Annotated in this window: 13 protein-coding genes; 3 read left to right on the forward strand and 10 right to left on the reverse strand. The window is 41.1% G+C overall.

Annotated features, from left to right (window positions below; translation table 11 throughout):
• Positions 1-24 precede the first annotated feature (24 nt).
• The 10 genes from argH to sppA all read right to left on the reverse strand — a co-directional run bounded on the left by argH (position 25) and on the right by sppA (position 9,300).
• Positions 25-1,398: an argininosuccinate lyase gene (argH, locus tag NSQ11_RS13405; protein WP_025207780.1), complete on the reverse strand. Its 1,374-nt coding sequence runs from the start codon at positions 1,396-1,398 to the stop codon at positions 25-27.
• On the reverse strand, positions 1,395-2,606 hold the full coding sequence (locus NSQ11_RS13410; RefSeq protein ID WP_008343148.1) for an argininosuccinate synthase: 1,212 nt from the start codon (positions 2,604-2,606) through the stop codon (positions 1,395-1,397). The genes argH and NSQ11_RS13410 overlap by 4 nt, the downstream gene beginning before the upstream one ends.
• Positions 2,607-2,779: 173 nt before the next feature.
• Entirely contained in the window at positions 2,780-3,295 is a 516-nt protein-coding gene (locus NSQ11_RS13415) for a molybdenum cofactor biosynthesis protein B (RefSeq protein WP_024718668.1), read from the reverse strand.
• 99 nt (positions 3,296-3,394) lie between these two features.
• Entirely contained in the window at positions 3,395-4,579 is a 1,185-nt protein-coding gene (locus NSQ11_RS13420) for an acetate kinase (protein ID WP_007501728.1), read from the reverse strand.
• Positions 4,580-4,808: 229 nt separating this feature from the next.
• Positions 4,809-5,783, reverse strand: coding sequence for a class I SAM-dependent methyltransferase (locus tag NSQ11_RS13425; protein WP_025207782.1), 975 nt, complete (start codon positions 5,781-5,783; stop codon positions 4,809-4,811).
• A gap of 88 nt (positions 5,784-5,871) precedes the next feature.
• Positions 5,872-6,372, reverse strand: coding sequence for a thiol peroxidase (tpx, locus tag NSQ11_RS13430; RefSeq protein WP_203085315.1), 501 nt, complete (start codon positions 6,370-6,372; stop codon positions 5,872-5,874).
• A gap of 112 nt (positions 6,373-6,484) precedes the next feature.
• A complete protein-coding gene (gene ytfJ, locus NSQ11_RS13435; RefSeq protein ID WP_212047003.1) occupies positions 6,485-6,937 on the reverse strand; it encodes a GerW family sporulation protein in 453 nt (150 codons plus the stop codon).
• Between the two features lie 14 nt (positions 6,938-6,951).
• Positions 6,952-7,659: a DUF2953 domain-containing protein gene (locus tag NSQ11_RS13440; protein WP_017367840.1), complete on the reverse strand. Its 708-nt coding sequence runs from the start codon at positions 7,657-7,659 to the stop codon at positions 6,952-6,954.
• A 100-nt stretch (positions 7,660-7,759) separates the two neighbouring features.
• Positions 7,760-8,284: an RDD family protein gene (locus tag NSQ11_RS13445; RefSeq protein WP_007501737.1), complete on the reverse strand. Its 525-nt coding sequence runs from the start codon at positions 8,282-8,284 to the stop codon at positions 7,760-7,762.
• 14 nt (positions 8,285-8,298) lie between these two features.
• Positions 8,299-9,300 carry a signal peptide peptidase SppA gene (gene sppA, locus NSQ11_RS13450; RefSeq protein ID WP_050827550.1) on the reverse strand — a complete coding sequence of 334 codons (1,002 nt, stop codon included), beginning with the start codon at positions 9,298-9,300 and terminating at the stop codon, positions 8,299-8,301.
• 447 nt (positions 9,301-9,747) lie between these two features.
• Here sppA and NSQ11_RS13455 point away from each other — a divergent pair, with 447 nt between their 5' ends.
• From NSQ11_RS13455 to NSQ11_RS13465, 3 genes are all read left to right on the forward strand, one after another.
• On the forward strand, positions 9,748-10,551 hold the full coding sequence (locus tag NSQ11_RS13455) for an NAD kinase (protein ID WP_008343132.1): 804 nt from the start codon (positions 9,748-9,750) through the stop codon (positions 10,549-10,551).
• A 116-nt stretch (positions 10,552-10,667) separates the two neighbouring features.
• Positions 10,668-12,110 carry a DEAD/DEAH box helicase gene (locus NSQ11_RS13460; protein ID WP_017367842.1) on the forward strand — a complete coding sequence of 481 codons (1,443 nt, stop codon included), beginning with the start codon at positions 10,668-10,670 and terminating at the stop codon, positions 12,108-12,110.
• Positions 12,111-12,299: 189 nt separating this feature from the next.
• Positions 12,300-13,349 carry a fatty acid desaturase gene (locus NSQ11_RS13465; RefSeq protein WP_025207785.1) on the forward strand — a complete coding sequence of 350 codons (1,050 nt, stop codon included), beginning with the start codon at positions 12,300-12,302 and terminating at the stop codon, positions 13,347-13,349.
• The last annotated feature ends 16 nt before the right edge of the window (positions 13,350-13,365 follow it).

Here is a 13,365-nt window from a genome sequence, read left to right on the forward strand (position 1 = left end):
GTATAAACGAATGGTTTTGGCGAATTATGCTAGGCAGGCTTTTGCTTTTTCTAAAGCGAGCTGAATTTGTTTAAATCCAGTTCCACCTGCACTTGTTCTTTTTTCAACAGCAACATACGGATCAAGAACAGTGTAAATATCTTGTTCAAAGAGGCCGCTTGCTTCTGTAAATGTTTCAAATGGAAGGTCACTTAAATAGATGCCTTTTTGAATGCATGTATATACAAGCTTCCCAACGATTTCGTGTGCTTCACGGAATGGCATACCTTTTTTCGCAAGGTAGTCTGCCACTTCGGTCGCATTTGAGAAATCTTCTTTTGTTGCTTTTTTCATGACATCTTCGTTCACTGTCATTGTTTGAATCATGCCTGTGAAGATTTGCAGGCTGCCAGCGATCGTTTTCACCGTATCAAACATGCCTTCTTTATCTTCTTGCAAGTCTTTGTTATACGTAAGCGGCAAGCCTTTCATAATCGTGAGCAGCCCCATCAGGTTGCCATATACCCTGCCTGTTTTTCCGCGGATCAATTCAGCCATATCCGGGTTTTTCTTTTGCGGCATCATGCTGCTGCCTGTTGCGTACGTGTCATCAAGCTCAATGAATTTGAATTCTTGAGAGCACCATAAAATGATTTCTTCACAAAGACGTGAGAGGTGCATCATCACAAGACTGCTATTAGACAAGAACTCTAAAATGAAATCACGATCACTCACGCCATCAAGGCTGTTCTCGTAAATATGGTCAAAGCCAAGAAGCTCTGCTGTATATTCACGATCAATTGGGAATGTCGTTCCTGCTAACGCCCCGCATCCAAGTGGTGACACATTAATCCGCTTCAATGAATCTTGAAAACGCGCTTTGTCCCGCTCAAGCATCCAAAAGTAGGCAAGCATATGATGGGCAAAGGAAATAGGCTGTGCACGCTGTAAGTGCGTATATCCTGGAAAAATTGTTTCAACGTGCTGTTCAGCTTTTTCTACAAGCACTGTTTGAAAAGAAGAGATCAGCTCAATGATATGCTCTACTTGGTTATTCAAATATAAATGCATATCGGTTGCGACCTGATCATTCCGGCTTCTCGCTGTGTGCAATTTGCCGCCAAGCGGACCAATCTCATCAATGAGCATTTTTTCAAGGTTTAAATGAATGTCCTCATAATCCACTGAGAATTCAAGTTCATCCGCCTCTGCCTTTTTCATGAGCGTATTCAGTCCGTCTTTGATTGCAGCGGCCTCCTCATCGCCGATGATACCGCATTTATTCAGCATACTTGCATGGGCAAGGGAGCCGGTCAGATCTTCTTTGACTAATTGTTTGTCGAAATGAATGGATGCACCAAACTCATCGACCCATTTTTCTGGTGTTTTTTGAAATCGGCCTCCCCAAAGCTTTTTCATGCTTTAACCTGCTCCTTTTTGTTCACGATGCTGTTTACTTTTGTTGGTAAACCCCAAAGGTTAATAAATCCTACAGCTGCATCATGATCGAATTCATCTGCTTTTGTGTAAGTTGCTAGATTTTCATCATAAAGTGAATATGGTGATTTACGTCCTTCTACAATGGCATGGCCTTTAAATAGTTTCACACGTACAACACCTGTTACGTTCTTTTGCGTTTCTTGTAAGAATGCATCTAGTGCTGATTTAAGTGGTGAGAACCATAAGCCGTTGTATATTAATTCAGCCATTTTTTGTTCAACGATTGGCTTAAAGTGTGCTACTTCTTTGACAAGCGTTAAGTCTTCAAGTTCTTTGTGTGCTTTTAATAGGGTAACTGCACCTGGGCACTCATATACTTCACGAGATTTGATTCCAACAAGACGGTTTTCAACATGATCGATTCTGCCTACACCATGCTGGCCAGCAACTTCATTTAAATGAAGGATGAGATCAGATAATGAATACTGGATTCCGTCAATGGCTGTTGGTTTTCCTTTTTCAAACGTGATTTCAATGATTTCAGGTGTGTCAGGTGTTTTTTCAAGTGGATTTGTCAGATCATAAGCACCTTCTGGCGGCGCTGCCCAAGGATCTTCTAAAATACCACATTCGTTACTTCTGCCCCAAAGGTTTTGGTCAATTGAATATGGGCTGTCTAAGTTAATCGGAATTGGAATCCCGTGCTTTTGTGCATAGTCGATTTCTTCATCACGAGACCATTTCCATTCACGCACTGGTGCAAGAACTTCTAGGTCTGGATTCAATGCTTTGATTGATACTTCAAAACGAACTTGGTCGTTTCCTTTCCCTGTACATCCGTGTGCAACGGCTACGGCATTTTCTTTCTCTGCGACTTCCACTAACTTTTTGGCAATGAGCGGACGAGATAGTGCAGATACTAACGGGTATTTCCCTTCATACATCGTGTGTGCTTGCAGTGCTGCAAGTGCAAATTCTTCAGCAAACTCTTCTTTTGCGTCGATCATGTAAGATTGAACAGCTCCGACTTGAAGTGCTTTTTGTTGAACGAATGCTAAATCTTTTCCTTCACCTACGTCTAGGCAGCAAGCAACAACTTCGTAACCTTGCTCCTGTAACCATTTAACTGCAACAGAGGTATCAAGACCTCCGGAATATGCTAATACGACTTTTTTATTTTGTGACATGTTTGAAAAGCTCCTCTCGCTTGTTTTGATTCTGTGAATGTTTTTTGCATAAAAATAAGTTTTAATTTATAAACATGCATTTAGTATGTATACACTGTAACAAGGAAAAATTGTTTTTTCAACCCCTTTATGAAAAAAACTCTGCCAAATTTTCTTGGCAGAGTCATTTTGGGCTATTTTTGATCTTTTTCAAGCTCTCGCAACACATGAGGAAGCTCTGGAATAATGAGTTTGGTCATGGCTAACCGAACTGCTCCGGTAGAGCCTGGTGTGGCAAAAACGGCTTTTTGGTTAATCACCCCTGCCGTCGCTCTAGATAAGATAGCGGCTGATCCAATATCTTCTGTATAGCTCAGCATGCGAAAAATTTCTCCAAAGCCCGGCAGCTCTTTTGAGAAAAGAGGTGTAATGGATTCAATCGTGACGTCCCTTGCTGCAATACCAGTTCCCCCGTTTAACAAGACGGCATCAATCTTCGCTTCGCTTGTTCCTTCTAAAACGGCGTCTTGAATCGCCCCAATATGATCTTTCACAATATCGTATGCAAGAATAAGATGCCCTTGTTCTTTGAGCAAATCAATCATCAGACGGCCGCTTTTATCTGTTTCTTTTGTCCTTGTATCACTGACGGTAATGACTTTTACATGAAGCCTCGTTTTCGCTTCGCGTTTATGTTCTTCGACGCTCATCTCTTCACACCGCTCCTTTCATATTGCCTCACATTATAGCATGCTGATTTCAATAGAAAAAAGCCCTTTTCCGCTGAGGAAAAGAGCTTTAAAAGGATGTTACGCTAAACGCATAACGTCTCTTGCAATCATAACTTCTTCGTTCGTTGGAATCACGATGACTTTTACAGGAGAGTGAGGGTAGCTGATGAATGCTTCTTCGCCTCTCATGTTGTTAAGAGATGGATCCCAATATACGCCCATGAATTCTAGACCACGAAGTACACGTGCTCTCACTTCTGAGCTGTTTTCACCGATTCCAGCTGTGAAGATGATGGCATCTACACCATTCATTCTCGCTGCATAAGAACCGATGTATTTATGGATACGGCTTGCAAAAATATCTAGTGCTACTTCTGCACGGTCGTTTCCTTCTTCTGTCGCTTCTTCGATATCACGAAGATCACTTGAAAGACCAGACACACCTAAAAGACCACTCTTCTTATTCAAAGTAGAAAGTACTTCTTCAGCTGTATGTCCTGTTTTCTCCATAATAAATGGAATAAGGGCAGGGTCAATGTTACCTGAACGTGTTCCCATTGCAACACCCGCAAGTGGTGTGAAGCCCATTGACGTATCGATTGATTTTCCGCCTTCAACTGCTGCGATACTTGCACCATTTCCAAGGTGGCAAGAAATCAAACGAAGCTCTTCAAGAGGACGGCCTAATAGCTCTGCTGCACGCTCTGTTACGAACTTATGGCTTGTCCCGTGGAATCCGTATTTACGAATACCAAAGTTTTTGTAGTAGTCGTACGGAAGGCTGTATAGGTAAGACTGCTCTGGCATTGTTTGGTGGAACGCTGTATCGAACACAGCAATCGCTGGTACGTCAGGCAGAATTTGTTTAAATGCTTTGATTCCTACAACGTTTGCAGGGTTGTGAAGTGGTGCAAGCTCTGAAAGCTGATCAATGTCATTGATGACTTCATCTGTTAAAACAACAGAATCGCTGAATTTTTCTCCGCCGTGAACGACGCGGTGTCCTACGCCATCAATTTCATTAAAATCTTTGATGATGTTAAATTCAATTAGTTTTTCAAGTAGCATTTTAACCGCTACTGCATGATCTGGAATATCTGTGACTTCTGTTTTCTTTTCTCCATCTACAGAAATCGTGAAGATACTGTTGTCCATTCCGATTCTTTCAACAAGACCTTTTGTTAAAACGGTTTCTTCTGGCATGTCGAACAATTGGAATTTAAGAGATGAGCTTCCTGCGTTGATTGCAATAATTTTGGACATTACTGTCGCTCCTTTTACTCAGTTGTTATATAAGGTTTCACGTTTTTTCGGTGCTATATTCAACCTGTTTGAACGGGTCTTTTATAGTTTAACGATAAGTCCGAAAAATATCTGACTTTTTCATTTAAACATTGAAAACTTTGCATTTCAAGTACACCTTCGAACTGTTACCGCTTACATCAATAAGTCGTTATTTTCTGAATAATAAAATAGCCAGACATCACTCTGGCTATTCTTTCGTTTCTTTTTCTTCTATAAACCATTGGTCTAATTTTCTCATGACGCCAACCATTGCTTCCTTCTGTGAGAAAGATGGCAGATTGGCAAATAGCATACGTTTCGGTGCTTCGAGCCCCTCTTTTTTCTTTTGCATCACAAATAAGCTTTTGGCGTGCTTTTTGTCTTTGAACATAGAGACTGGTAGCTGAATTAACGCATTCATATATGCATGTTCTTTGATGAAATCCTTTAATTGTACGCTTTCTTTTCCTTCAAACAAATCGTTTGGAATGATGAAGAATAAGAAGCCGCCTTCTTTCGTGTAACGAAGACTTTGCTCAATGAATAAATAATGCGCAAAGGAATGACCTTCTTTTGCCTTTAATTCATAGTCTTTAGCGCGCTCATCATTTGGATAAAACCCGACAGGAAGACTGCATACAGCAACATCTGCTGGTGAGATAAGAAGCGGCTCAAGGCTGTCCTGGTGGAAAAGCTCTACTTCTTTTTCTTCTAAGTTCGCTTGTGCCCACGCAATTTTAATGAGCACGTCATCAATTTCAGAGGCAAAACCGCGTGTTGTTTCTGCTGTTACATTGTTGAGGACCGCAAGCAGTAAATTCCCTGTTCCCGCTGCTGGATCAAAGACAACCAGCTCTTTTTGTCCTTCTAAAAATTTATTGACCAAATAGCTGACAAACAGACCAATTGTATCAGGTGTCATCTGCCGGTTTGGATGTGAAATATCCTTTTGTCCTTTTAATACGGCGAGCTGAAACGCTTTACGAATCTGCTCATGATCATAAGAGGCGAAATCTGCTTTCTCTATTAAATCTTTTAGTAAACCGTTTCGATCATTTGACTGGAAAAAGGCTTCTCCTGCTTCTGCCAATGCTTCAATATAGGAAATGTTCTGTTCCTTTTTTAAACGAATTGAAGCTGTATCGAGCAGCTCAAAAATCGTACTCACTTGATCTTTCTGCAATGCTTTTCTCTCCTCGCTTTGTTAAAAGCTATATGTTCTCATTGAAAAGAGCCCCAGTATGAAGCCGGAGCTCTTGTCGATGCTGCTTTTATAACAGTGATTTCGCAGCCTCAATGGCTTTTTCATAATTTGGATGATTGGTTGCTTCGCTTACGTACTCAGTGTAAACCACTTTTCCGCTTTGGTCTAATACGAAGACCGCACGCGCCAATAAACGCAATTCTTTCATATATAAACCAAACGCTTCACCAAATGACATATCTCTATGATCAGATAATGTTTCGACATTTTCAATTCCGTTTGCTCCGCACCAGCGTGCTTGTGCAAATGGTAGGTCTGCACTAATGGTATAGATATTGACCGGACCTAAACCGGCTGCCTCTTCATTGAAACGTCTTGTTTGTGCGTCACACACACCTGTATCAATAGAAGGAATCACTGAGATAATCGTCACTTTTCCTGTTAAATCAGAAAGTGAAACTTCCCCTAGTGAGTTCGTTAATACCGTGAAATCTGGAGCCTGCTCGCCTACTTTCACTTCATTTCCTACAAGCGTTACTGGGCTCCCTTTAAATGTGATCGATGCCAAAACAATTCCTCCCTTATCAAATGTATGGTTCTATCATAGTAGAGAAAGCAAAAAACTGCAAAGCCTAATCGTCCATTTTGAAAAAAAAGTTAACTGCAGGGCAGCTAACTTTTTAAAGTTCTATGTCATCTAGTTTTCGTTCTTTGTGACGATGCTCCCGTTCATCCTTTTTAAACATGTGCTGAAGACGTTCAATTGCTTGAGGAGCAGAATCCAATATTTTATCGAGCAGATGTGTGTGTTCATCCAAATGAAGCATTCTAACGCCATTTGTTCCCACAATTAAAAAGGCGATTGGTGTAATCGATACTCCCCCACCGCTTCCGCCTCCAAATGGGAGTCTCGGTTCTTTTCGTTCTTGTTCATCAGACCGTTTTTCTTTCTTTTGGTTACCGTTGAATTCACTGCCGCCGGCTGCAAATCCAAAACCAACCTTTGACACAGTGAGAATGACACTGCCGTCAGGGGTTTCGACTGGATCGCCGATGATCGTGTTCACATCAATCATTTCTTTTAAGTTTTCCATCGCTGTCTTCATCAGACCTTGGATTGGATGATCTGCCATTTTCGGGTTCCTCCTTAAACAGATGATTCATTCTTCGTTGCTTGAAGAGAGGCATTTTTTCTCGCCTTTCTCCCTTTTAACCAATGGACAAGTAATCGAATGGCTGCAAGCATAGCATGTCCAATCCGAAAATAAGCTATACATGCAAAGTGTGTCTGTGACACATTGTGCTGAAAAGCGGGAATCACTTCATAGACGGGTTTGTGCTTAAAGGTGAGATGCTCCTGCATAAAGGCAAGAAGTGCTCCTTTTACTGACCACACACCGCCGGCTGCTACACCTGTTAAAGCTGCGTCATGAAAACCAATCCAGGTGGACCAGTGAAATGAGACGATTTTTATATGAATGAAGAACTTTCGCATGATCCGGTTTAGATCGACAATCTCTTTTGTAATACGCTCCATTTGATGAAGGATTTCCTTTACATCACGTTTTCCCACTTTTTTATGCATGGTTTCTTTTTCTTGACTCGGCGTTTTGGTGCTGGCCATTTTCTTTTCACGAATATCAATCGTTTGATCTTCCGTATTCACTTTCACCATCGGAATGTCTTTCTTCAGTCTGACGATTCCATATAAGGTGATGATCTTCACCGCAATATGGTCATTGTCATTTGCATGTGAATAGTCCAGTGAAATGGTCACTTTCATAAAGATCAATAAGATCACAAGGAACAAAAAAGCGGCAATCCAAACGTACAGCACTGTGCTCACTTCCTCCATAACAAATGATGCTTCCTCTACGATTATGGCTCTCCTTCTGGATTTTATACCCAATCACACAAAAAAGAGTTTGACCGGTACCCGGCCAAACTCTCTTTGATTATGCGTTTGATTCTGTTTTTTCATATAAATGTTCATGAACAACCACCGTATCTGCAAAGTAGTCATGAACCCCTTGCTTTTTCGGCGTGAACCCAACCACAGCATAGAGAACAAAAAGCGTATTAATATATCGCCCCACAATTTCTCTAAAGAAAATGACATCCCATGACAGCTTCTTCTCCGGCTGAAGTGAGACGACTTTGATTCCAAACACCATCTTTCCAAGTGTTTGTTGGAAAATCTTCGTCATGATCGCAAAATAAAGCAGAAAGACAATTGTGGTTGTGACGGAAAATGGGGAAAACCAACCTCCACCTTTTGACCAGCCAAAAAGACTAAAGATTGGAGAAACCGTCAAATGGTTAACACCCCATACGACGAGCCAATCTAGGATAAATGCCCAAAATCTAATCCAGAAACCTGCAAAAGCCTGCGCTTCAATTGAAGTGCGCTTCGCAAGAGTCGGCCTTGATTCTCCCTCTTGGCTGCGACTTTCCGTTACTTCATCGAATGTAGAATCCATCTATGATCCCTCCTTTATTTTGAATAGAGATACATCGGTTTAGACCCATTTGAGCCAGCCAGTGTTTCTTTTAAGTTCAGAAAATCAATTTCGCTTTTAAAGAGCTTGCTTGCACTCATATTGAAAAGAGAGTTCCAGCCAAAGCTTTGTGAATAGCTGATTACTGTTGCTCCTTTTAAGCCTTTTTCATTTTTCTTCATTGCTTTTAGTGCATCTTCATAGTACCCAAGCTCATCCACTAATCCGTTCGATTTCGCCTGTGTTCCGTCATAGATTCGGCCGTCAGCAATTTTCTTGACGTCTTGTTTTGACATGCCACGTCCTTCTGAGATGACTTTCACAAAGCCTTCATAAGAGTTGTCAACCATGCTTTGCATGATAGCACGCTCATCTTTTGTCATATCACGATTTGGGGACATGATGTCTTTGAATTTTCCACTTTTAATGGTTTCATATTTGATGCCTAAATTATCTGCTAGCTTTGCATAATTCAAACTTTGCATGATGACCCCGAGAGAGCCTGTTAACGTTTCAGGTGAAGCAAAGATTTTTTTCGCTGGAGTGGATACATAATAGCCGCCAGAAGCCGCCATTGAACCCATAGAAACATAAATTGGTTTCTTCGCTTTCTTTACTTCTTCTAATTTTTTATGTATTTCAGCACTTTCATAGACACCGCCGCCAGGAGAGTTGACGCGCAGCAAGACACCTTTCACAGACGCATCGTCTTTTGCTTTATCTAATTCTTTTAAGAACGCACGATGATCATATGCTTCCCCGCCTAGAAGGCTGGATGCTCCGCCGTTATCTTGAATCGTGCCATTAATCTCAAGTACAGCAATTTTACTCGCTCCGCTTCCATCCTCTAGTACCTTTTCTTCGATTTCGTCCCCGAATTGATAGCTCATCTTATTATCATTGAAGCTTTCAAACAAGGCTGTCGTGATACTAATCACAATCGAAAAGCCGAAAACACCAAGTGCAATGATTAAGGCTACCCATCTTTTCGCATTCATTTCTTTCTCCTCCTTTTTGTCTCACTTCGTTCATACGAATACACACATGAAATGTTTCACAGGAACTGTGGTTTTTTTACATTTCATTTCAACATATGATAGCACCGATGTGAAATGACGATCAACTTTACATCTTCTATCATTTGCTCATCATGACGAAAAATTGGTTATTTTATCCTCTTTCTACATCTAATAGCTCAGATCATCTCCACAACGAAACGCCCAGACCTCTCTAGCCTCCAAAATGAGCTATTAAATTATGCTCAAAGTCAGCGTTGTCTAATCACTTACAATGACTCATTTCTCAAATGGAAGCCTCTATCATGATGAAGCGTCTTTCTAATATTTTTACTTTCATATGAAAAAAGTGTAAAATGTGAGCAAGGGTTTTTATGTAAGCCCTTTACTACTCGAAATCTATTTTTGACAACAAAGGGGAGAACGTCAATGACAGACAATCGTCGCAATGTATTTTTCTTTTACAAAAAAGATCATGAATTGGATGGACACATTTCTTCTCTGGAGAAGCTCGCTACCGATCAAGGCTTTCACGTCGTAAAGCGTGCAGAAGATGCCCATATCATTGCTTCAATTGGTGGAGATGGTACATTTCTTCAAGCGGTCCGCAAAACGAACTTCCGGGATGACTGCTTGTATGTAGGGGTATCAAAAACAGAGAATTCGCACCTATACTGCGATTTTTCGTTAGAACATTTTGATAAAATGATTGATGCCATGAACACTGAACAAATTGAAGTGAGAAAATATCCGATCATCGATGTAAGCGTTGACAGTACAAACCAGTTCCATTGTTTAAACGAACTGTCGATCCGCTCTAGCATCATTAAAACATTTGTCATCGATGTGTATATAGATGATTTCCATTTTGAAACCTTTAGAGGCGACGGGATGATTATTTCCACTCCGACCGGTTCAACGGCCTACAATAAATCTGTCAACGGCGCCGTGGTGGATCCGATGCTTCCGTGTATGCAAGTAACCGAGCTGGCATCGCTGAATAACAACTCATACCGTACACTTGGAGCTCCTTTCATTTTAAGCAGTGATCGCAAGCTGACACTAAAGGTTGTTCAGGACGGTAACGACCATCCGATTATCGGTCTTGATAACGAAGCGCTAGGTACAAAACATGTCAAACAAATTGACATTGGCCTTTCTGGTAAAGTGATCAAAACGGTCAAATTAAAAGATAACTCCTATTGGGAAAAAGTAAAACGCAGATTCCTTTAATCATTGACAAGCTCCTTTACGGGGCTTTTTTTCATGCCTTTTCATTCAAGGTCATGGTGTCTTTGAAAAGATATGGTATGATGTCACAAGTATACATGTACGAAAAGGAGAACACGATGCCATTACAACATTTTGATCAATATCCATTAAGCGATGAATTGAAACAAGCGCTAGAAGCGCTTCATTTCCATACACCTACACCCGTCCAGCACGAGACATTATCCGTTGCTTTTTCAAAGCAGGACCTCATTGTCAAATCTCAGACAGGCAGTGGCAAAACAGCAGCCTACGGTCTGCCAATTTGTGAAATGGTGGATTGGGCTGAGAATAAACCTCAAGCCCTCATCCTCGTCCCAACAAGAGAACTTGCCATGCAGGTCAAACAGGATCTGACCAGCCTCGGACGATTTAAACGAATCAAAGCGGCCGCCATTTATGGAAAAGCTCCATTTCAAGCACAAAAAATAGAGCTTGCACAAAAGAACCACATTGTGTGCGGAACGCCAGGACGAATATTGGATCACCTTGAAAAAGGGACACTTTCTTTAGACAATCTGTCATTTTTTGTGTTAGATGAAGCAGACGAAATGCTGAACATGGGATTTATTGATCAAGTCTCTTCTATTATTCAGCATCTGCCGCCAAAGCGGATGTCGATGTTATTTTCAGCGACGATGTCTGATGAAATGAAGGATTTGAGTGAGCAGTTTTTACAATCGCCAAAAGTGATAGAGATTGCTCGGGAGGAAACGACGAAGCAGCAAATCACCCACACGTTGATTGAAACCGAGGAAGAAGGCAAGTTTTCATTACTTCAACGAACGATTGTTATTGAAAATCCAGATAGCTGTATCATTTTTTGCAATACGCAGGAGCGAGTGAATGAGCTGACGATGAAGCTGGATGAGTGGGATGTTCCTTGCGATAAGATTCATGGCGGGATGAGGCAGGAAGACCGCTTTGCCGTCATGGATGAATTCAAAAACGGGGAATTCCGTTATTTGATCGCAACAGATATTGCAGCCCGAGGAATTGATGTCAGTGATATGACACATGTCATTCATTACGACTTGCCATATGAAAAAGAACGCTACATTCACCGGACTGGAAGAACTGGCAGAGCGGGTAAAAGCGGAAAAACGATTGCGTTTATGACAAGGCACGGGCAGCCGCTCATTGAAGAATTAAAAGAGGAAGCTGGCATTCATTTTCAAATTCAGCCTTATCCTACAAAAGAAGAAGCAGAACAGCATGTGGCAAGCTTTGAAGAAAAAATTGAAACACCGATTCAAAAGGAAAATAAGCAGGCCGGCATAGAAAAAGATATTATGAAGCTGTATTTTAATGGCGGGAAGAAAAAGAAACTCCGGGCAGTTGATTTCGTTGGAACGATCGCCAAAATAGACGGCGTTGCGTTTGATGACATCGGGATTATTACCATTCAGGAAACGAAAACATATGTAGATATTTTAAATGGCAAAGGCCCTCTTGTGCTAAAAGCCATGCGGCACACAACGATTAAAGGCAAGCAGTTAAAAGTACATGAAGCACGTGCATAAAAAGTGAAGGCTAAGCGCCTTTACTTTTTTTATTTAAAATAAAATAAGCTTACAACCCTTGAACCATCAGCCTTTCCCGCGTCCAACATGACAAATGTCATATTGAATACATGATGGGTGCTACTATGAGCATGACACCTTTCCTTCTATACTTTGAAGTAGAAAGAAACGGAAAGGACTTGAACGTTCATGACGACTTCAACCAACACACAGCAGCAAGCCACTTTAAGAAAACAAGTTGGCCAATTCTCTGGTGCTAATTCGAAAAAAAGTATCATTCAACTCTTTAATACATTCATTCCATTTTTGGGGCTTTGGTTTCTTGCCTATTATAGCCTGAACATCTCCTACCTTTTAACCCTCTTCTTTGCGGTGATTGCAGCTGGATTTTTAGTGCGTGTCTTTATTATTTTTCACGACTGCTGCCATCAATCCTTTTTTAAACAGAAGCCGCTAAATCACCTGTTCGGATTTGTAACGGGCGTACTCACCCTTTTCCCTTATCTTCAATGGCAAAGAGATCATTCAATTCACCATGCCACAAGCAGTAATCTAGACAAACGAGGTACTGGCGACATTTGGCTCCTGACAGTCAAAGAATATCAAGAAGCATCAGCTTGGACGAAATTTCGCTACAGATTTTACCGTAATCCTTTTGTGATGTTTATTTTAGGACCGATCTTTGTTTTTCTCTTAAAAAACCGTTTCAACGTCAAAAATGCTCGTAAAAAAGAGCGCTGGAACACGTATTTCACAAACGTGAGCATCATTGCGCTAGCAACTGCAACGTGTCTTCTTTTTGGCTGGCAGGAGTTCCTGCTTGTCCAAGGTCCAATCTTCCTGATCTCAGGGTCAATCGGTGTATGGTTATTTTATGTGCAGCATACATTTGAAGATTCTTACTTTGAAGCAGATGAACATTGGAATTATGTGCAGGCAGCTGTAGAAGGCAGTTCTTTTTACAAATTGCCAAAACTTCTTCAATGGTTAACAGGCAATATTGGTTACCACCATGTCCATCATTTAAGCCCGAGGGTACCGAATTATCATTTAGAACATGCCCATGAACACAGTGAACCACTTAAAAATGTGCCAACCATCACGTTAAAGACTAGTATTGAGTCGATGAAATTCAGACTATGGGATGAAGAGACGAAAGCATTTGTGACCTTTAAAGAAGCACGTCAGATTAGAATCACCCCTGTCATAAAAGGAGACATTCTGAAGAAGAATGCATAATTGGCGCAAGCTCTTT

It is taken from the genome of Bacillus sp. FSL W7-1582 (assembly GCF_038593325.1).
In the GTDB taxonomy this organism is placed as follows: domain Bacteria; phylum Bacillota; class Bacilli; order Bacillales; family Bacillaceae; genus Bacillus; species Bacillus altitudinis.

Excerpts from the sequence above, each read along its gene's own strand:
- argH (WP_025207780.1), bottom strand. The coding sequence starts at position 1,398 with ATGAAAAAGCTTTGGGGAGGCCGATTTCAAAAAACACCAGAAAAATGG.
- NSQ11_RS13410 (WP_008343148.1), bottom strand. The coding sequence starts at position 2,606 with ATGTCACAAAATAAAAAAGTCGTATTAGCATATTCCGGAGGTCTTGAT.
- NSQ11_RS13415 (WP_024718668.1), bottom strand. The coding sequence starts at position 3,295 with ATGAGCGTCGAAGAACATAAACGCGAAGCGAAAACGAGGCTTCATGTA.
- NSQ11_RS13420 (WP_007501728.1), bottom strand. The coding sequence starts at position 4,579 with ATGTCCAAAATTATTGCAATCAACGCAGGAAGCTCATCTCTTAAATTC.
- ytfJ (WP_212047003.1), bottom strand. The coding sequence starts at position 6,937 with ATGGCAGATCATCCAATCCAAGGTCTGATGAAGACAGCGATGGAAAAC.
- NSQ11_RS13440 (WP_017367840.1), bottom strand. The coding sequence starts at position 7,659 with ATGGAGGAAGTGAGCACAGTGCTGTACGTTTGGATTGCCGCTTTTTTG.
- NSQ11_RS13445 (WP_007501737.1), bottom strand. The coding sequence starts at position 8,284 with ATGGATTCTACATTCGATGAAGTAACGGAAAGTCGCAGCCAAGAGGGA.
- sppA (WP_050827550.1), bottom strand. The coding sequence starts at position 9,300 with ATGAATGCGAAAAGATGGGTAGCCTTAATCATTGCACTTGGTGTTTTC.
- NSQ11_RS13455 (WP_008343132.1), top strand. The coding sequence starts at position 9,748 with ATGACAGACAATCGTCGCAATGTATTTTTCTTTTACAAAAAAGATCAT.
- NSQ11_RS13460 (WP_017367842.1), top strand. The coding sequence starts at position 10,668 with ATGCCATTACAACATTTTGATCAATATCCATTAAGCGATGAATTGAAA.
- NSQ11_RS13465 (WP_025207785.1), top strand. The coding sequence starts at position 12,300 with ATGACGACTTCAACCAACACACAGCAGCAAGCCACTTTAAGAAAACAA.